Annotated in this window: 14 protein-coding genes and 2 tRNA genes; 11 read left to right on the top strand and 5 right to left on the bottom strand. The window is 66.9% G+C overall.

Going from position 1 to position 18,393, the window contains the following annotated elements; translation table 11 throughout:
• Positions 1 to 156: 156 nt before the first annotated feature.
• The 7 genes from OOK38_RS12090 to OOK38_RS12060 all read left to right on the top strand — a co-directional run bounded on the left by OOK38_RS12090 (position 157) and on the right by OOK38_RS12060 (position 8,886).
• Positions 157 to 927: an MIP/aquaporin family protein gene (locus OOK38_RS12090; protein WP_266760991.1), complete on the top strand. Its 771-nt coding sequence runs from the start codon at positions 157 to 159 to the stop codon at positions 925 to 927.
• Positions 924 to 1,922: a dihydroxyacetone kinase subunit DhaK gene (gene dhaK, locus OOK38_RS12085; protein ID WP_266760993.1), complete on the top strand. Its 999-nt coding sequence runs from the start codon at positions 924 to 926 to the stop codon at positions 1,920 to 1,922. The genes OOK38_RS12090 and dhaK (OOK38_RS12085) overlap by 4 nt, the downstream gene beginning before the upstream one ends.
• Before the next feature lie 165 nt (positions 1,923 to 2,087).
• Positions 2,088 to 2,711 carry a dihydroxyacetone kinase subunit DhaL gene (dhaL, locus tag OOK38_RS12080; RefSeq protein ID WP_266760995.1) on the top strand — a complete coding sequence of 208 codons (624 nt, stop codon included), beginning with the start codon at positions 2,088 to 2,090 and terminating at the stop codon, positions 2,709 to 2,711.
• On the top strand, positions 2,711 to 4,396 hold the full coding sequence (locus tag OOK38_RS12075) for a phosphoenolpyruvate--protein phosphotransferase (protein WP_266760997.1): 1,686 nt from the start codon (positions 2,711 to 2,713) through the stop codon (positions 4,394 to 4,396). Before dhaL (OOK38_RS12080) ends, OOK38_RS12075 begins: the two co-directional genes overlap by 1 nt.
• 61 nt (positions 4,397 to 4,457) lie before the next feature.
• On the top strand, positions 4,458 to 5,450 hold the full coding sequence (gene dhaK / locus OOK38_RS12070; protein WP_266760999.1) for a dihydroxyacetone kinase subunit DhaK: 993 nt from the start codon (positions 4,458 to 4,460) through the stop codon (positions 5,448 to 5,450).
• 46 nt (positions 5,451 to 5,496) lie between these two features.
• On the top strand, positions 5,497 to 6,165 hold the full coding sequence (gene dhaL, locus OOK38_RS12065) for a dihydroxyacetone kinase subunit DhaL (protein ID WP_266761001.1): 669 nt from the start codon (positions 5,497 to 5,499) through the stop codon (positions 6,163 to 6,165).
• A 687-nt stretch (positions 6,166 to 6,852) separates the two neighbouring features.
• Positions 6,853 to 8,886: a nitrate- and nitrite sensing domain-containing protein gene (locus tag OOK38_RS12060; RefSeq protein ID WP_266761003.1), complete on the top strand. Its 2,034-nt coding sequence runs from the start codon at positions 6,853 to 6,855 to the stop codon at positions 8,884 to 8,886.
• A 137-nt stretch (positions 8,887 to 9,023) separates the two neighbouring features.
• Here OOK38_RS12060 and OOK38_RS12055 read toward each other — a convergent pair.
• From OOK38_RS12055 to OOK38_RS12045, 3 genes are all read right to left on the bottom strand, one after another.
• A tRNA-OTHER gene (locus tag OOK38_RS12055) sits at positions 9,024 to 9,115 on the bottom strand.
• A 525-nt stretch (positions 9,116 to 9,640) separates the two neighbouring features.
• Positions 9,641 to 9,715: transfer RNA gene (locus OOK38_RS12050), tRNA-Trp, on the bottom strand.
• Positions 9,716 to 10,169: 454 nt separating this feature from the next.
• A complete protein-coding gene (locus OOK38_RS12045) occupies positions 10,170 to 11,618 on the bottom strand; it encodes an FG-GAP-like repeat-containing protein (protein ID WP_266761005.1) in 1,449 nt (482 codons plus the stop codon).
• A 223-nt stretch (positions 11,619 to 11,841) separates the two neighbouring features.
• On the opposite strand from OOK38_RS12045, the gene OOK38_RS12040 reads away from it, so the two are divergent.
• Positions 11,842 to 12,186: a DUF2750 domain-containing protein gene (locus OOK38_RS12040; protein ID WP_266761007.1), complete on the top strand. Its 345-nt coding sequence runs from the start codon at positions 11,842 to 11,844 to the stop codon at positions 12,184 to 12,186.
• A 596-nt stretch (positions 12,187 to 12,782) separates the two neighbouring features.
• On the opposite strand, the gene OOK38_RS12035 is transcribed toward OOK38_RS12040, so the two are convergent.
• A complete protein-coding gene (locus OOK38_RS12035; RefSeq protein WP_266761009.1) occupies positions 12,783 to 13,013 on the bottom strand; it encodes a hypothetical protein in 231 nt (76 codons plus the stop codon).
• A 211-nt stretch (positions 13,014 to 13,224) separates the two neighbouring features.
• Positions 13,225 to 13,452: a hypothetical protein gene (locus OOK38_RS12030; protein WP_266848394.1), complete on the bottom strand. Its 228-nt coding sequence runs from the start codon at positions 13,450 to 13,452 to the stop codon at positions 13,225 to 13,227.
• 794 nt (positions 13,453 to 14,246) lie between these two features.
• Between OOK38_RS12030 and OOK38_RS12025 the strand changes: the two genes are divergently transcribed.
• The 3 genes from OOK38_RS12025 to OOK38_RS12015 are packed head-to-tail and all read left to right on the top strand — an operon-like array spanning position 14,247 to position 18,220.
• Positions 14,247 to 14,924 (top strand): hypothetical protein, encoded by a 678-nt coding sequence (locus OOK38_RS12025; RefSeq protein WP_266761013.1) that lies wholly within the window; start codon positions 14,247 to 14,249, stop codon positions 14,922 to 14,924.
• Positions 14,925 to 14,983: 59 nt separating this feature from the next.
• The gene (locus OOK38_RS12020; protein WP_266761015.1) at positions 14,984 to 16,399 is read left to right on the top strand and encodes a transcriptional regulator; all 1,416 of its coding nucleotides are present in this window, start codon (positions 14,984 to 14,986) and stop codon (positions 16,397 to 16,399) included.
• Positions 16,400 to 18,220, top strand: a complete 1,821-nt coding sequence (locus OOK38_RS12015) for a DEAD/DEAH box helicase (protein ID WP_266761017.1) — start codon at positions 16,400 to 16,402, stop codon at positions 18,218 to 18,220.
• Positions 18,221 to 18,393: the final 173 nt, after the last annotated feature.

The following is an 18,393-nucleotide window of genomic DNA, read 5'->3' as shown; positions in this document are numbered from 1 at the left end:
ACGTTCTTGCAGCCGGTTGCTTAAAGCTGTCCGGTTTCCCCTGAGCCGGCCGCCAGGTTGTTCCCGACCCTGACCACCTGGCGGCCACCTCCCTTCACAGCCCGCTCCACGCGGAGGAGGTGAGACGCCCACACCGCTTGGTGTTGGGCGCCATCAATGGAAGAAAACACCTACCCACAGAAGCTTCTCGCCGAGATGCTGGGCACCGCGGTGCTGGTGTTCATCGGCGTCGGTTCGGTCCCCGCCACGCTCATCGTCGGCGGCGACGCACCCTTCACCATGGCGCAGCTGGGAATGATCTCGCTGGCCTTCGCCACCGCGGTCATCGCCATGGTCTACGCGATCGGCCATATCTCCGGCTGCCAGATCAACCCGGCCATCACCCTGGCGCTCGCTGCCACGAAGAAGATGCCCTGGCGGGACGTCCCTGGTTACATCGCGGCGCAGGTGGCCGGGGCGGTGCTGGGCGCGCTTGCGATCGTCGGGGTGCTGGGGAAGAAGGCGGTCGACGTCGGCCTCGGTATCGCCGCCTACGGCACCGGTGTCGGTGCCGGGCAGGCCTTCTTCGCCGAAGCAGTCGGCACGTTCATCCTCGCTTTCGTCGTCTTCGGGGCCATCGACCGGCGCGCGGCCGGCGGCTTCGCGGGCCTGGCCATCGGCCTCGGCGTGTTCGCGATCATCATCCCGGTGGCGCCCGCCACCGCCGCGTCCATCAACCCGGCCAGGACGCTCGGCCCGATGATCACCGGCGAGCTTTTCGACGGCACGGTCCACTGGGACCAGCTGCCCGTCTACCTGGCCGCCGAGGTGGTCGGCGCCCTCGCCGCCGGCGTCCTTTACACCGCTCTCAACGCCCACCGCAACGCAGCTTCCGCAGCCGAGAACCGGGCCGCCCAGCCCGCCAATGCCGAAGGAGCCCTGTCATGAAGAAGCTCATCAACGATCCTGGGGCGGTGCTGGACGAGGCCCTGGCCGGGATCGCCGCTGCCCACCGGGACCTGAAGGTCGACGGCGAGAACAAGGTGATCGCCCGAGCGGGCGGCACCAAAGTCGGCAAGGTGGCCCTCATCTCCGGCGGCGGTTCCGGGCACGAGCCCTTGCACGGCGGTTTCGTGGGACTGGGCATGCTGGACGCGGCCTGCCCCGGGGAGGTGTTCACCTCGCCGGTCCCCGGCCAGATGCTCGCCGCCGCCCAGGCCGTCGACGGAGGCGCGGGCGTGCTGTTCATCGTGAAGAACTACACCGGTGACGTCCTCAACTTCCAGATGGCCGCCGAGCTGGCCGCCGAGGAGGACATCACGGTGGAGACCGTGCTGGTCGACGATGATGTGGCGGTCCAGGACTCCACCTGGACCGCCGGGCGCCGGGGCACCGGCGCCACCGTCCTCGTCGAGAAGATCGCCGGCGCTGTCGCCGAGCAGGGCGCCGACCTCGCTGCCGTCGCCGAGATGGCCAAGCGCGTGAACGCGGCCTCCCGCTCCTTCGCCGTCGCCCTGACCGCCTGCACCACGCCGTCCTCCGGCAAGCCCGGATTCGACCTGCCCGAGGACGAGATAGAGGTCGGCGTCGGCATCCACGGCGAACCAGGCCGCAGCAGGGAAAAGCTCCGCCCGGCCAAGGAGATCGTGGCCACCGCCCTGGATGCCATCCTCGCCGACCAGCCGCTGGCCGCCGGAGACGAGACCATCGTCATGGTCAATGGCCTTGGCGGCACACCGCTCATCGAGTTGTACGTCGTCTTCCACGAAGTCGCCACCGCACTCGCCGACAAGGGCATCGTCATCGCCCGCAACCTGGTCGGGAACTACGTCACGAGCTTGGACATGGCCGGTGTTTCCCTCACCGTGTGCAAGGCCGATGCCGACATGCTCTCCCTGTGGGACGCACCTGTGAACACCCCGGCTCTGCGCTGGGGATCCTGAACCGAGTCGGGGGCGGGGCCGCGCAATACGCGAGGGCCGGGTCGGAGCCTTCCCGCGCCAGCTCTCCCCGGACCGCATCCCCGCGCATCCGCCCCCGCCCCCGGCTCACCCAACGCCAGCCAGCCATCCACGCCCCAACCCAACCCAACCAGGAACGGAGACTCCGTGGACACCGACCTCGCCCGTACGTGGGTGCAGGCCATCGCCGCCGCGGTGGAGAAGCACAAGGACCACCTCACCCAGCTCGACTCTGCCATCGGCGATGCCGACCACGGCGTCAACATGCACCGCGGCTTCTCCGCCACCAGGATGGCACTCGCCGACTACAAGGCAGAAACCCCCGGGGCAGTGCTGGTCAAGACGGGCAGCACCCTGATCTCCAGCGTCGGGGGTGCCTCCGGCCCGCTCTACGGCGGCGCCTTCCGCGCCATCGGCAAAGCCCTGGAAACGCCCACCACCGACACACGGCAGTTCGCCGCCGCACTCGCCGCCGGCCTGGCGAGCGTCCAGAAGCTCGGCGCGGCCGCACCCGGCGACAAGACCATGATCGACGCCTACGCGCCCGCACTGGCAGCCTTCCAGCAACAGGCCGATGCCGGAGCCGACTTCGCAGCCGCAGCCGTGGCCGCCGCCGACGCCGCCGAAGAGGGCATGCGCGCCACAACCCCGATGCAGGCCCGCAAGGGCCGCGCTTCGTATCTCGGCGCCCGCAGCATCGGACACCAGGACCCGGGCGCCACGTCCACCGCCCTCATCTTCCGCGCCCTCGCCGAGACGGTGGGGGCCTGATGACCGACCGCCGTACCTACACCGGGCACACCGCCGCACCCGGCATAGCCCTCGGCTTCGTCCACCGTACCGACCGGCCACCCACCAGAACGGTGCTCCCTCAGCGCACCAGCGGCGACCCCACGCAGCAGATCACTGACGCCTTCGACGCCATCGCCACCAGCCTGCTCGACCTGTCCTCCGCACTGCGCGAACAGGGCAAGGACGAACAGGCCGACATCATGGAAGTCAACAGCTACATCGCGCAGGACCCGGATCTGCGCGACCAGGCCATCAAACGGGCGAACGACGGCCAGCCGGTGCCCGTCGCCGTCCGGCAGGCCGTCGACACCTACGCCGGAACCATTGCTGCCCTGGACGACCCAACCCTTGCCGAACGCGCCGCGGACGTCCGGCAGGTCGGCCGCCGTGTCCTGGCCCATCTGCACGGCGACACCGGCCCTGCCCCCGACCAGCCCCTCGTCCTGGTCGCCCACGAGATCGGCGCCGCCGACCTGCTGGAACCCGGCCAGACGGTGACAGCCGCCATCTCCGTGACCGGCGGCCCGAATTCCCACGCTGCGATCGTTGCGCGCTCGATGGGCATCCCCTTTCTCTTGGCCGTCGACCCCCAACTGCTCGAGCTGCCGGACGGGCAGGAGATCCTGCTCGACGCCGACCTGGCCAGTGCGGTCAACCACCCCGACGACGATGAACGCACCAGGGCTCTGCGCGCAATGGAGAACGCCCGAACCCGCAGGCTCGCCCTCGCCGAAGAGCGCCACCTGCCCGCCGAGACACTGGACGAGCACCGCATAGTTCTGCGGGCCAACGTGGCTACCCCGGCCGAGGCCCGCGCAGCCCTGACCACGGGCGCCGAGGGTATCGGCCTGCTCCGCACCGAGCTGCCCTTCCTCAACCATCCCGCCTGGCCCACCCGCGATCAACACGCGGCCACCCTCGTCCCCGTCCTGCGTGCGCTCACGGGGCAGGTCGTCACGGCCCGCACCCTCGACTTCGCCGACGACAAACTGCCGCCGTTCCTCGCCCGCCTCCAGGGCGGGCGGATCGGCCGCGGCCTGCCCCTCATGCTCGCCCAACCCAATGCTTTCGCCGACCAGTTCCGCAGCCTGCTCAGCGCGGGAGCCGACACCGACCTGCGCATCATGATCCCCATGGTCGCGAGCATCGACGAGCTACGCGCCTGCCGACGTCTCCTCCAGGCCGCAGCCGACGAAGTCGGCGTCCCGACGCCACCGCTGGGCATCATGGTGGAACTCCCCGAAGCCGTCGCCGCGGCCGACGAACTCGCCCGCGAAGCCTCCTTCTTCTCCATCGGCAGCAACGACCTCACCTGCCAGATCCTGGGCCTGGACCGGCGCGACCCCACTGCCACCCCCGCAATGGCGGCACATCCCGCCGTACTCGACGCCATCACCCGCGTCGTCGACGCCGCCCACCGCCACCATCGTCAGGTCTCCGTCTGCGGCGACGCAGCCGCACACCCCCTCGTGACCCCCCTCCTCATCGGCGTCGGCTGCGACAGCCTCTCGGTCGGCCCCGCCGCCCTCGACGAGGTCCGGGCCCGTATCCGCCGGCTCCGCCACGACACCTGTGCCTCCCTGGCTGCCGTCGCCCTCACCCGGGGAACCCCCGAAGAGGTCTGGCGACTTGTCGAGCAGTGCTGCCGGCCGTCGCTGTCCTGACCAGAGCCACGCACAGCGATTTCCGCTGATGTTCCTGTCCAGTTGAGAAGGGAGCTGAATCGTGAAGAAGCTCATCAACTCGCCCGATGAGGTGCTTGCCGATGCCCTCGTCGGTGTGGCCGCCGCGCATCCTTCGCTGACGGTCAACACGTCCGAGCGCTACATCGTCCGCGCGGGTGGGCCGACCGCCGGGAAGGTCGGCCTGGTGTCAGGTGGCGGGTCCGGGCACGAGCCGCTGCACGGCGGGTTCGTCGGGTACGGGATGCTGGATGCGGCCTGTCCCGGTGAGGTGTTCACATCTCCCGTGCCGGACCAGATCCTCGCCGCCACGCGGGCCGTCGATGGCGGCGCGGGGGTGCTGCACATCGTGAAGAACTACACCGGCGACGTGCTGAACTTCCAGATGGCCGCCGAGTTGGCCGCCGACGACGGCCTGCGGGTGGAGGGCGTCGTGGTCAATGACGACGTCGCCGTGGAGAACAGCACGTGGACGGCGGGCCGACGGGGTACCGGGGCAACCGTGTTCGTGGAGAAGATCGTCGGTGCGGCCGCCGAGCTCGGTGCGGACCTGGGCATGACCGCGGCTTTGGGCCAGGAGGTCAACGACCGGTCCCGTTCGTTCGGGGTGGCGCTCACGCCGTGCACGGTGCCCGCGTCGGGCAAACCCGGTTTCGAGCTGGGCGAGGACGAGATCGAGCTGGGCGTCGGCATTCACGGCGAGCCCGGTCGTGCCCGCGGCAGGCTCGTCTCCGCCAGGGAGATCGTCGGTGTCGCGCTGGACGCCATCCACACCGACATGCCGCTCTCAGGCGAAGTGCTCGTGATGGTGAACGGCCTGGGTGGCACCCCGCTGATCGAGCTGTACGTGGTGTATGCCGCGGTTGCCGAGTGGCTCGCCGGCCATGGCGTGTGGATCACTCGCAACCTGGTCGGCAACTACGTGACCAGCCTGGAGATGGCCGGTTGCACGATCACGGTGTGCCGGCTCACGCCACAGCTCACCTATCTGTGGGATGCCCCGGTCGTGACCCCCGCGCTGCGCTGGGGACGCTGAGCGGCCTCGGACACCGACGACAAACTCCAAGAGGGGAGAAGCGACGATGGACGCGCGCATGTTCCGGGCCTGGATCCATGAGGCCGCCCGACTGGTGGCCGAGAACGCCGATCATCTGACCCGCCTCGACTCCGCTGTCGGCGACGCCGACCACGGCATCAACATGCGCCGTGGTCTGCAGGCGGCGGTGGCAATGCTGGACGAAACTGACCCGTCCACCCCCGGTGCGGTGCTCGCCACGGTCGGCCGGGCATTGATCAGCAAGACCGGCGGGGCGTCGGGACCGCTGTACGGCACCGGGTTCCGGCAGGCCGCGGGAACCCTCGGCGAGGATCCCGACGTCTCCGCGGCACAACTCGGGGCTGCGTTGGCGGCTGCGCTCACCGGCATCCAGCGGATCGGCGCGGCACTCGAGGGCGACAAGACGATGATCGACGCCCTCAGCCCGGCCGTGACCGCCTACCAGGCCGTCATCGACACAGGCGGCGACCTGGCCAATGCCACCCGAGCGGCGTCCGACGCCGCCGTGCGGGGGCTGAAGCAGACCGCCGGTATGCAGGCCCGGAAGGGCCGCGCGAGCTATCTCGGCGCTCGCACCATCGGCCACGAGGACCCTGGCGCGGCGTCGACCGTGCTCATTATGTCTGCGCTCGCGACCGTCAGCTCGGCGGGCGAGCGGAGGAGCGAGTGGCCAGGCGCAGGGGCGGCGACGTGAGGGCGGTATCCAGCCGGCGGACCGGCACCGAGAGGGGCGAGTGCCCGCTATCCGCCGGTACCTGGTCCTCGACCGCGTACTCCCGTTCGTACTTGGCGATGCGGACGCTCCAGCCACTCGGGGTCGGTCATGGCCGTGTCGGTCAGGCGTTGGGTCGGCGCGGACCCTAATCAGTGATCCCCCTCATGCATGTTCGGTTGGCCCGCGGTGCCGCGGGCGACCTCGTCGGCGATGCCAGACCCTGCCCGCCGGCGGGCACAGACGACGGACGGCTGAGCCGCCCCCATGCAGAGCGGATCGCCGCAGCGACCACCGTCTACGAAATGGTCGCGACCTCGAACAGATCCGGGACCGGCGCGTAGTTCTCGTCCGCAGGCACCTGCCAGGGACGCACGAGGCCGTGGCCTCATTCATCACCACGACAAGCGCACTCGCGCGATGAGCGGAGCGTCCACGATGCGCGGACACTCCCCTGAATCGCGCACGTGCAATGGCGGGAAGAAGCGAGGGCAAGTGCAAACACAACCCCCGGTGCATCGCCACGGGCCGGAACCGGTGCAGTCGCCTGGGGCGAGGGACAACGGATCCGACAACGGCAGAACCGATCCGAGCCCCGTGCATGCGGGTGGAGGCCGTCGCCCGCACCGGGGCAGCAGCCAGGCGGCGCTCGCCCCGAGTAACTGGAGTGTGCGCACCCAGCTGCTGGCTGTTGTGCTCATCCCGATCATCACCGCGCTCGTACTCGGCGGACTGCGGATCGGCTCGGCCGTGCAGAACGCACAGGACATCGACAACGTCCGTCAGCTCGTCCGTATCGTCGACAAGGGCACAGGGCTGTTGGAGGAGATCGAGGACGAACGCGATGTCACCGCCCTCTACGTTGCGGCCGGGCGTACGGGCGACACGAGCCGACTGGACAATCAGCGCTCCAAAGTGGACGCGGCGGTCGCCCGAGTCCGTACCGGGGCCGCCCATGTCCACCGCGGGACGAACCCCGCCCTGGCCACCCGGCTCGCGGTGCTCAACGCCTTTGGCGGGAAGGTGGCGTCACTGCGCCACACGGCGGCCCACTCGAAAGTGACCTTGCTGTCCGTGGTCGACGCCTACACGGCGCTGATCGCCGAGCTAGGCGACGCCCTTGACCTTCTCACGCCGGACATCGCCCACCCAACCCTTGCCGCGAGGGCCAGTACGCTCGCGACCTTCGCACAGGCCACAGAGGAAGTCTCCCGGCAACGCGCGCTGCTGGGCGGGGTGCTGACGCAGGGACACGTCGATGCGAATGAGGCCCAGGGACTGACCCTCGCCGGTCGGCAGCAACAGACGTTGATCGACCAGTTCCGGTCCAGTGCGCCGCCGGCCCAGCGTCAGTTCTACGAGCGCACCCTCACCGGAAACGACGTGAACAGGGCTGAGACGCTCGAGAAGCAGGCGCTGACGGGGCAGGGCACCAGTCGGCTCCGCCTCGATGCCGACGAGTGGTTCGACACCATGACGAGCAAGATTCAGCTGATGCGTCTGGTAGAGAAGCGGCTCGTCGGATCGGTCGAAGACGAGAGCGCGCGCGAGCAGCACCAGGCCGAGCGCTCAGAGTTCGTCTCCTCGCTCGTCGTGCTCTTGATTCTTCTGCTCACGTGCGGTGTGACGCACGTCCTCGTGCAGTCGATTGTCGGCCCGCTGCACACACTGCGCGCCTCCGCGCTCGACATCACGGAACGCCGCCTGCCCGAGGTGGTCCGGCTACTGCGGGGCTCCGGCGCCGCGCCACTGGAGGCCATCGAGGTCGAGCCCACGGCCATCAACTCGACCGACGAGATCGGCGGTGTCGCCCGCGCGTTCGACGACGTCCATCGCGACTCGGTACGGCTGGCGTTTGAGCAGGCGCAACTGCGAGGCCGCATCAACACGACGTTCGTCAATCTCTCGCAGCGCAGCCAGAACCTCGTGGAACGGCAGCTGGAGCTGATCGACCGTCTGGAGAACGGTGAGCAGGACTCCGACCTGCTCGCCAGCCTCTTCAAGATCGACCACCTGGCCACCCGCATGCGCCGCAATGGGGAGAATCTACTTGTCCTCGCCGGCGAGGAGGCGGGCCGCCGCTGGAGCGCCCCGGTCCGGCTCGTCGATGTCCTCCGGGCCGCCATCAGCGAGATCGAACAGTACCAGCGTGTGCAACTGCGCGGACTGGTGACCGCGGACGTCGACGGCCGGGTGGTGAACGACATCGTCCACCTCATCGCGGAGCTGGTGGAGAACGCGACCACGTTCTCGTCGCCGGACACCGAGGTGCTCGTCACGAGCCAGCTGCTGTCCGGCGGCGGCGCGAAAATCGAAATTCAGGACAGCGGCATCGGCATGACCACAAAGGACCTTGAGGAAGCCAACCACAGGCTCCTGAACCCGCCAGTCGTCGACGTCTCGGTGGCGCGACGCATGGGTATGTTCGTCGTCGGCCGGCTCTCCGGCCGCCACGGCATCCGCGTCCAGCTCCGCAGGTCATCTCCGCACGGCGTCACAGCAGTGGTCGTGCTGCCCCAGAAATTGGTCCGGGAACACGGAGATCACATGGATCCTCCTGGACTGTCAGCCAGGTACAACTCCGAAGGGCGCCTCACCGGCTGGTGCAACTACGACACGACCGAGCAACTCGACGAGGGCACGCTGGCCAAACGCGCGTACCGGGCACGCCGTCACGGCGCCCGTTCGGTCGGCAAGGAGTAGCCGCTGTCGCGATCTTCGCCCAGCCATGGGGGCCCCGGGACGGAGTCAGGGATCGCCGCTGCAGTCCTCGGGGCGGCGGAGGCAGGTCTGCCTTCTCACCGCCGGGCAACCCGACCGAGACCGCACTGCTCCCTGCATGGTGCCCCCGGCAGGATTCGAACCTGCGACACCCGTTTTAGGACTTCGATCCGGGCCCGCTGCGGCTGGTGTTGTCACCTGGCGTGGCGGCCGAACAGAGCTGCTGGCGTACGCCCTCGTTCGGCGTCGTTGATGTCAGCGTTGGATGTCAGCGGAACAGTTCCGGCAGGGGGCAGATCTCCAACGGCTCGTTAGGCCGATCTGCCCAGAGCCACCAGACGTGCCGGCTGGCACACCTCCACAGCGATCGGCAGGTCCGCCGACCGTCGTCTCGCGCTCGGAGAGCACGAGTCCACCAGACCTCATCGGCTGGCTGCACTCAGGACAGGCCAGGACATCGCTGATCATGCGGCGCACCCTAACGAAAGGCGACCGTGCGGCCTTGCAGCATGGCCTCTTCGTCCCGAAGGAATGCCAGCGACTGTGCAACCTGCGGCCAAACCGGTCGTGACCTCGGCGGACCGTCCGCGAGCGTCAGTGATTGACGCGCCCTGGTACGGGACCGTTGTAGCGCAGTTGGACACTCAGCTGATCCCCACGCCGCGCATGACCCGTACCGCTGACGGGCCTCTTGGTGCCCTTGGGGCGTGTTCATGGACGCCGCAGCTGGGGCGGACGAAGCCGACCGGATTCGAACCGGCGTCCTCGCGATTTTGGAGACCGCGTGCGACTACCTCTGCGCTACGACTTCGCCCGACTGGGATCCTAGTCCCGCCGCCCATGCGCGAGGCATACTGGCGTTCTTCGGCAGGACCCCCACACGCACGGGCCCTCTTCGGCAGGACCCCCACAAGCTTTCCAACTGTGTTGGCGTGGCGGTGGGCTGTGTACGGGAGCGTTCACCTGCGTTCATCGGCGGCTGGGCTTCGGTCGGCCCTCAGGCCTTGGTTCTGTCTGAACGACCGTGAACGTTGCTGAATGAGACGGAAACTGAGACGGCGGCACACGGTTTAGGGTTTGCCCGGCGGATCCTGCCGGGCTCTCCCTGAGCACAGCCGGTGCTGTGGCACTTGACGGTGCTTCCGATCAATTGAGTCGACCCCCGTTCAGTCCAAGAAGGAAGTAGCACCAGGACGGGATGGAGGCGTACTGGTGGTTTCAGGGAGTCGGCACGGGACGACCAAACTCGTGGTGTTTCGCAACCGTCACCCCGCGATCCAGACTCCGAACTCCGGCCACTCGCTCGTCGGCAGACCGGCTGTCCCCGCTCCGAAGCTCACCGCACCGGTCGTGGTCAGCCCAGAAGTACGTCCCTTGAGAGACCACACAGCGCCATCCATGTTGTTCTCTCCAGAGGCGCCGACGGCGAGGTCTGCCATGCCGTCACCGTTGGTGTCCGTCAGCGCCACGGCCTTCCCGAAATGGTCACCACCCTCTGCCGCGCCCGGGACGCCGGTAGATCCTTGGTTGTACGCGTATGCCGCGGTTGTGGCGAGGCCACTGGCGGAGCCAGGAATTGCTATGACGGAGCCCGTGGCCTCCGCTGCGCCGATTGACTCGTACGGAGCGCCGACAACGAGGTCAGCCCTGCCGTCCCCATTGATGTCGTTGAGCGCAACTGCGTGCCCGAAGTTGTCGTTCGTCTCCGACGCGCCGGGAATTCCGTCGGTGTTCTGGGTGATGGTCACGATGGGACGCGAGGTGTCACGGCCGCCGGCCGAACCGTAGGTGAGTGAGACGTTGCCTCCCAGGCTCGTGCCCACCATCGACGACCGCTGATCCCACGGGTGGCCGGTCACGATGTCGGCGTACCCGTCGCCGTCCACATCTCCGACCGCTGCTGTCTGGCCGTGTGCCACATCGCCCGCGTACTGCGGCCGGGAGGAGCCGAGTCCGAGATACAGGGACTGCTTGTAGAGCTCTCGGCTGTCGCTGTCGTGGCCGCCCACCACGATGTCGTCGATGCCGTCAGCGTTGACGTCACCTGCGGCCAGCGAGATGACTTCGGTCAGAGATGTCGCGGGGAAACCCGTCCGCCCCCCGAGAGTGCTGCTTTTGGTGGTTCCGCCCTTGTAGAAGAAGACAGAGTTGTCCGCGTTCGAGCTGACCGCAAGGTCGTCGTCGAAGCCGTCTCCATCGAAGTCACCAGTGGTGAGGACTTGGCCGTAGCCGGTCACGTAGCCAAGCGGAGGGATCTCCAAAGCGGTGCCGCCGACCAGTCCCGCGCTGCTGCCCCACAGCACGGTGACTGCTCCGCTGTTTGAGCCTGCGGTGGTGTCTTCGAGGGGAGCTCCTACAGCGAGGTCTGCGTAGCCGTCATTGTTGAAATCACCGGACGCGGTGGCTTCACCGAAACGGTCAGCATATTCGGATGCGCCGGGCACCCCGCTGGAGCTCTGCGAGACGACCTGGGTTCTGCTGCTCTGCAGGCCACTGGACGAGCCGTAGGTGATGACCACTGCTCCAGCCTGGTCATGACCTCCGACGACTGTGCCCGGTGCGGAGACCGCGAGATCGCGATAGCCATCACCATTGAAGTCATCCGCGTATTTGGCGGACGCCGCGGTCGACGGCGCGGCTGTGGCCACCAGCAGGCCGCCCGTCAGCGCGGCGACCGATGCCGCGGCCAGGGCGGTGCGGAGGTTCTTATGCATCGACACTCTCCTGCAACATGCGGGATGCCAGGACGGCATCCCTCGTACGAGGGGGACCGGATCTCCCGTATTCGCCCGGAGTTGCCCATGGGGCCACAGGATGATCGGCGCCCCCAAGACCAACAAGCTGGTACAAGGGTTGTATGGGATTTCTAGAAACTTGGGTAAGTGACCTAAGAACCCCTAACGAAGTGAGTGGCGGGGAACGCCAGGCTCGGCGGCCATGAGCCAGAGTGGTTCGCAAGCGGCAGCATTCTTCCGAGACATCCGCCGAAGCAGAGTGGTCTGGCTTGTCCGGGATGACGACGGAAGCCCGGCCCCCCTCGCTGCGGACGGCACGCGAAGTCTTCCCTTCTGGTCGACCTCGGCCCGCGCCCAGAGGGCAGCGAAGATCTGGGGGCATGGGCTACGCGTTGAATCCATGCCCTTGGACACCTGGCGTGATCGCGATCTGCCCGACGCCGCCCGAGAGGGATACAAGATCGGCATCAACTGGAGCGGGCCGCGCCTGGTCGGCTGGAGCTTCACCCCCATGGAGGTTCTCAACCGACTGGCGGCGGCTGACTAGCCCACGGCATCGCTCGCCAGAGCGCGCAGTCGCCGCCGGCAGATGAGTGCGCATCCGAGGGTGAGCACTCCGGTACCGCCGTGACCGAGGAGGTCTACCGGAAGCGGATCCGACCCGTGATCCAGACCGGTGCCGTGGTCATGGACGGCACCTTCGGCTCCGACCGACGCGGGTCGTAGGCACTCAGGAATCGATAGTCACGCAGCTAGACACGCAGCAACGCCAGAGGGCCCTTACCGATGCGGTAAGGGCCCTCTGAACTGCTATCTAGCTGTCGGGGTGGCGGGATTTGAACCCACGACCTCTTCGTCCCGAATAAGGTCCGGGCCAGGCTCAGACTTGGCGTAGGTCATATGTGCGCAGGTCACGACCTTGGTACGCGTTGGCTTGGGCCAGTATCTGGACAACGTCGGGAGAAGATCTTCTCCCAGGTTTCTCCCAGGTCCGTATGTCGTCCGGCGCCTTCCCGCCGCAGTGCTGCTGGACGGTCAGTCGCCGTACCGCCTGGGTGTTCAGCAGGGTGCAGTCCACACGCCGACCGGTGGTCGGCCTCGGTCCTCTGTGACAGGTGTGGAGGTAGCCAGCGAATCGGCTCCTCAGCCGCTGAAGAACCGAGTCACCACCGCCTTGATGATGATGCTGCCGCCGGCGAAGGCGGCTCCCTTGAGGAGCTGGATCACCAGCGTCCAGCGGAGGAACCGGAGTCGGCGACGCGTCTTCTCCCACAGAGAAGCAACGCGTCCCGTGCCGTCGGTGGCAGCACAGAACCGCAGGTAGGCAGCCTTGATCTTCCTGGCCGGCCGGGCCAGGAGGGCCTTACAATTCAAGACGGAGCTCCTAGTTGGTCATCGATCTAACGGGCGTTCCGGCAGGGGAGGTCTCGGTCGCGGTTTGCAGACCCTTCAGGCCGAGCCTTCCCTGCACTGCCGGGGGGTTCGCGGCAGCAGCTGCTAAGAGGGCGTGATATTTCCTCGCACCTGTCATCGGACACAAGTGTTACCTGTCTATGGTTCGGGCGAGAGCCAATGGCTCAAGATGCTATCGGAGTCCGCCGAGGGCGATTGCAATTTCTGCCGAGTCCCTCCCGGCTGCTTTCGCTGAGCGGATCAAAGCTTCCATTTCGGTCTTCAGTCCTGCGCGTGCAAGGATATCGGCATATAAGCCGATATCCCCTTCGGTCAATGCTGCTCCCAGGGTCTGCAGATAGGTCACACGGTCGGCCTCGGTCATCGTTGCCAGATGTGCAGGTGAACCCGGATCCGGCATTGCTGGAACTGTTGCGCCGGTCCCCCTCGTCGGCGGGAGCATTGCTGGACCTGTTGCGCCGGTCCCCCTCGTCGGCGGGAGCATTGCTGGAACTGTTGCGCCGGTCCTCCCGTTCCCCGTCTCGCTGCAGGCGCAGCCGCCCGTGCAACGGCGACAGGCCGACTGGCGTGCGGCCCGGAGGAGCGACTCGAGCGCTGTGAACTCGCGGGCCAGTGCGGTGATATCCCGATCGCGCGTCACCCCTCTCAGGGCTAACCCGTGCAGCTCCTGGACTGCCACCGGGCGCGGAAGCCGCCGCCCGTTGAGCCAGTGAGAGAGGAGCGGCGGCGAGATGTGCAGCGCCTTTGCTTTCTGCGCCATGGTGTGACCAGGGAGAATGTGGTGGATGAGGAGTTTGAGGGCGTGGGCAAATGCCCGGACCTCTTCCGTGGCCCCAGGGGCGCAGGTGGCGCTAATCGATCCAAGTGATGGCATGCCAAACGAACCCTTCTGTTCGCTCGATATCACCCGCGGGGAACTGGTGATGACTTGAAGCCTAGCCACTCACCGGCTCGGCGGCGCACGGTTCCATGCTTTTTCGTGACTACTTTCCGCGAAGTGATTTACTGCCTTTAATGCTGACAAATAATACCAAAACGGATCTTTACAGAGCCTTCTTCTTTACTCGTTCGAGTAAAGATTGATAACCGCTGGAACGGGGTCGCGGGTCCGTGCTAGTAATGAATGTTCATAGTCTGCTGCTCACCAGTGGTACACCTGGTCTCCCGCCGGGAGGCCTCGCGAATGGAGATGTCATGCCGTCCTGGCAGGATGCCGGCCTTGGAACGATGAAGCGCGTCGCCCTGTGGCTGGTCTCCGAAGTGGGCGAAGGCAGCACCTTCACTAAGGAGGAGCTGCGAGCCGCCTTCCCCGGGGTGTCCCAAGTTGACCGCCGCATGCGAGACCTTCGGGATTTCGGTTGGCGCATCGACACCAACAGGGAGGACGCGGGATTGGACTCTCACGAGCAGCGCTTCGTGAAACCTGGCGACCCCGTCTGGGAGCCGGGCCGCGCGACCCGCAAGGCGGGAACGATCGCGATCGGCGCAGCGCGCCGGCGTGAGGTGCTGGCTCGGGACGGGTACATGTGCCGCTCCTGCGGTATCGCCCCCGGCGAGACCTACGCCGGCACCTACGAGGCAGCCCAGCTCGACATCGCGCGCAGGGAAGTAGTGAAGCCGGACGGCACCAGGGCCACGGAACTGGTTACCGAGTGCAAGCGGTGCAGGGTGGGAGGCAAGTCGCTCGCGGCGGATCTGGACAAGGTGCTCACGGCAGCCGCAGCCCTCGGCTCGGCAGAGCGCAGCGTACTGTCCGACTGGGTGGCAGCCGACCAGCGGGAGTTCAGCCGCCTGGAGCAGATCTGGAGTGACTACCGCTCTCTGCCCGAGGAGTCACGGACACAGTTCCGGGCGGAACTGGGACTCAACTGAGTATCCCGACAGCACGGAACAGCCCTCGTAGGAACAAGCACGAAAGCAGGAGCGAGTACATGGCCAAGGGCTACGGTCTGCCGCCGGGTGCCGAAGAGAACCGCGCCCTCGTCCGGTCCCGGTTGGAGGAGATCGCGGTCGGCGGCGGCCCCCGCGAGACCTTCACTGTCGAGTGGAGGAGCGGCTCAGAGCACCTGGAGGTCATCCAGATGCCAGTGGGCAACCTCTACTACAACCCGGCAACCCACCGCATCCGCGCGCAGGCCGGCCACGAGCCGAAGCAGGCGGAAGCGCTCGCGGACAACCCCTGGAGCAGTGACAGCCAGGCATACCTGGACCGCCTCCTGCAAGTACTCCCAGCAGACCCCGCCCGGACTGATCCTGAGTTCGACGAGCTGACAGCGAGCCTGAAGGAGTACGGGCAGACGGATCCCGGCCTGATCACTCACGAAGGCATCCTCGTCAACGGCAACACCCGTCGTGCTGCTCTGATGCAGCTATACGGCCCTAACCACGCCATGCGTGTAGCCGTGCTGCCGTCTTCCTGCGACTGGCAGGACATCGCCGCAATCGAACTGTCGCTCCAGCTGCGCAAGGAGCACCGGCGGGACTACTCATACATCAACCGGTTGCTCGCGGTTCAGGAGCTAGTGGATCAAGGCACGCCCCTTGCCGTCATCGCCGCTACCTTCCGCACGACCGCAGAGCGCTGTCGGCAGGACCAGTGGGTGCTCGCCTGCATCCAGTCACTCATCGAACGGAGCAAGACGGCAGGCGAGCAGCTGTCATTGGTTGCTTTCGAGGACCAGGCCGAGAAGTTCCGCGAACTGCAGCGTGCCTACGCCAAGCAGTATGCGGTCAACCCTGAGAAGGCCGAACTGCTGCTGGAGAACCGGCTGGCAGCCATGCTCTTGGGCTTCGCCAAGACCGACGTCCGCTTCATCGATCACGACTTCGCTGGCCTGTACCTCTCCAAGGAGTTGCCAGCCAGCGAAGTTCCAGCTGAGACTTCGGCGACTGTGGCCATCCCTGGTCTGGGGCGTGCGGTCAAGGGTCCGTCCGCCCCCCTCAGCGCAGCCAAGGCACTGACGGATTCCGTCCTGCACGCGCGAGCTGTCAGCCAACCGGGCAGCGCGGCCTCGCCAGAGGCTGCGGCGCAGGCCCAAAACGAGATCCGACGACTACACGCGGCGATGGATGAGGCCATCACCAACGTCGGCCGTGACGCGCGTATTAAGAAACGCAAGCAGGCAGCACCTGCCCGCCTTGCCGATGCCGGCCGCGATATCGAGCAGTGCGTCACCGATTTGGTCATGTCCCGCGCGCAGCGAAGCCTGGATGAGGAGTTGTTCGACGACGCCGTCGCTGACCTGAGACAGAAGCTGGAGAAACTCGCTATCGAGGCCAGGCGAACTGTGCAGCACCCCGGCGACGGCGTGACCTGGCTCCTCGAGACGTTCGGTAAGGCGCGTTAGGTGGCCGACGAGCCCAGTCTGACGATCGGCTTCGACGTCACCCGTACCCAGGCTGCCCTGCGTACTGTGCCTGAATGCCGCGGCGCGCTAGGGCAGTTGGTCGCCAACTTCCCCAGCGGCCGTATGACAGACAGGCTTTCGGCAACTGTCCCCATCGACAGCTTCCTCGCCAGCCTCAGCGCTCTCGGTACCTGGCCGCGGCCGAACAGCGTCAACTGGGAAGAAGACTTTCGCCTCTTGGCCATGGAGATGCTCGACACGGCCGACACGGCTGAACGTCTCCTTAGCGGTTCGCCCGCCGAAGACACCGTCGAGCCGGACTCGGTTCCAGCCCTGCTGGGCGACAACTGGACTGGCCCTCTCACCCCGTTCCAACTCCGCGACATAGCCCGACTGCTCTCGGTTAGCCACGGAGCCAACTTCAGTGTGCCGGGCGCCGGCAAGACCCGTGTCTCCCTCGCGGTCTTCTCTGCGCTCCGCCGACGCGGAGCGGTGGCCCGCATGCTCGTGGTGAGTCCCAAGTCCGCGTATGAAGCATGGCAGGAGGAGGCCAAGCAGTGCTTCTCCACCCCGCTCGACGTGCAGGTGTTGGGCAAGGCGGTGCCGGCCTCGGCAGACATTCTCCTCGTCAACTACGAGCGCTTGGACCGGGCTCTGGCCGGGCTGTCCCAATGGTTGAAGGCGGCTCCGGCGATGCTCATCCTCGATGAGGCACACCGTATGAAGCTCGGGGGCGCTGGAGTGTACGGTGCCGCTTGCTTGGCGCTGGGTCCCCTCAGCCGAGTCCGGATGATTCTCAGTGGCACTCCTGCACCCAATGGCGCCAAAGACCTGGAGAACCTGTTCTCCTTCGTCTGGCCGGGGCACGGGCGGCGTGTTGTGACACAGGCTGTCGACGGCGGCGATCTCGCCCATGCCAGCCAGGTGCTGCGGCCCCTGTACACACGGACGACTAAGGATGAGCTGGGGCTTCCCCCGGTGGAGACGCGGGTACGCCGCATCCCGATGCCGCCACTGCACCGCGAGATCTATGACGCGCTCATCGGTAAGTTCTCGGCTAGGGCGGCGGCCGACAGGACTGACTTCGAGACGATCGGCAAGACGGCGCTGCGCCTGCTGATGGCATCGACCAGTCCGGCCCTGCTGGTGGCGGGCTCGACACGCCACGAGCCGCTGCACTTCCGCGTCCCACCGCTGGAGGCGTCCGAAGGAGACTCGCTCACCATGCTCCTCCGGCAGCTCCCCTCCTACGAGCTACCGCCCAAGTACCAAGAGGCTCTCTCCATCGTTTCTGCCAACGCCGCCGCTGGACGAAAGACCCTGGTGTGGACAAGTTTTGTCCGCAGCATCACTTCACTCCAAGCTCTACTGGCCCCGTTCCAGCCGGCGGCCGTGCACGGTGGAACACCCGATCGGGAAGCTGAGCTCCGCCGCTTCCGGGAAGATCCGGACTGCACAGTCCTGATCTCAAATCCGGCGACTCTTGGCGAGGGCATCAGTCTCCATCAGGTCTGTCATGACGCGGTTTACGTCGACCGTGACTTCCAGGCGGGCCGGTTCCTGCAGAGTTTGGACCGCATCCATCGCCTTGGCCTCGATCCGGGCACGCAGACGCGGGTCACAGTGCTCGCGGCCGAGGGGAGCGTCGATGAAGTGGTCGCCCATCGGCTGGCGGAGAAGCTGGACTTCATGGGGCGGATTCTCGATGACCCGGAGGTGCAGCAGCTCGGCGATCCCGAGGAAGAGGTGCCGCTTGCCGCGGGTATGGACGCTGCCGACGTGCGAGCACTTCTGGAGTACCTCGGCACAGGGGTGGCCTAGCCTCGGCTAGATATTGGCTCAGAGAGCCCCGTCTCTACATCCACCATCAACAGGACAGTCACTCGTCTGCTCTGTTGAGACTGCTGAGCAGCGCTGCAGCCCCCTGTCTCCGGCTTCTGCTGCGCGTTGCCACTAGGCGAGGGCGCCATCCATATCGCCCTCGTCGCGGAGGA

The organism is Streptomyces sp. NBC_00568 (assembly GCF_026341855.1).
In the GTDB taxonomy this organism is placed as follows: domain Bacteria; phylum Actinomycetota; class Actinomycetes; order Streptomycetales; family Streptomycetaceae; genus Streptomyces.
Note: the sequence above shows the minus strand (reverse complement) of the source record. Positions and strands in the feature narration are given on the sequence as shown.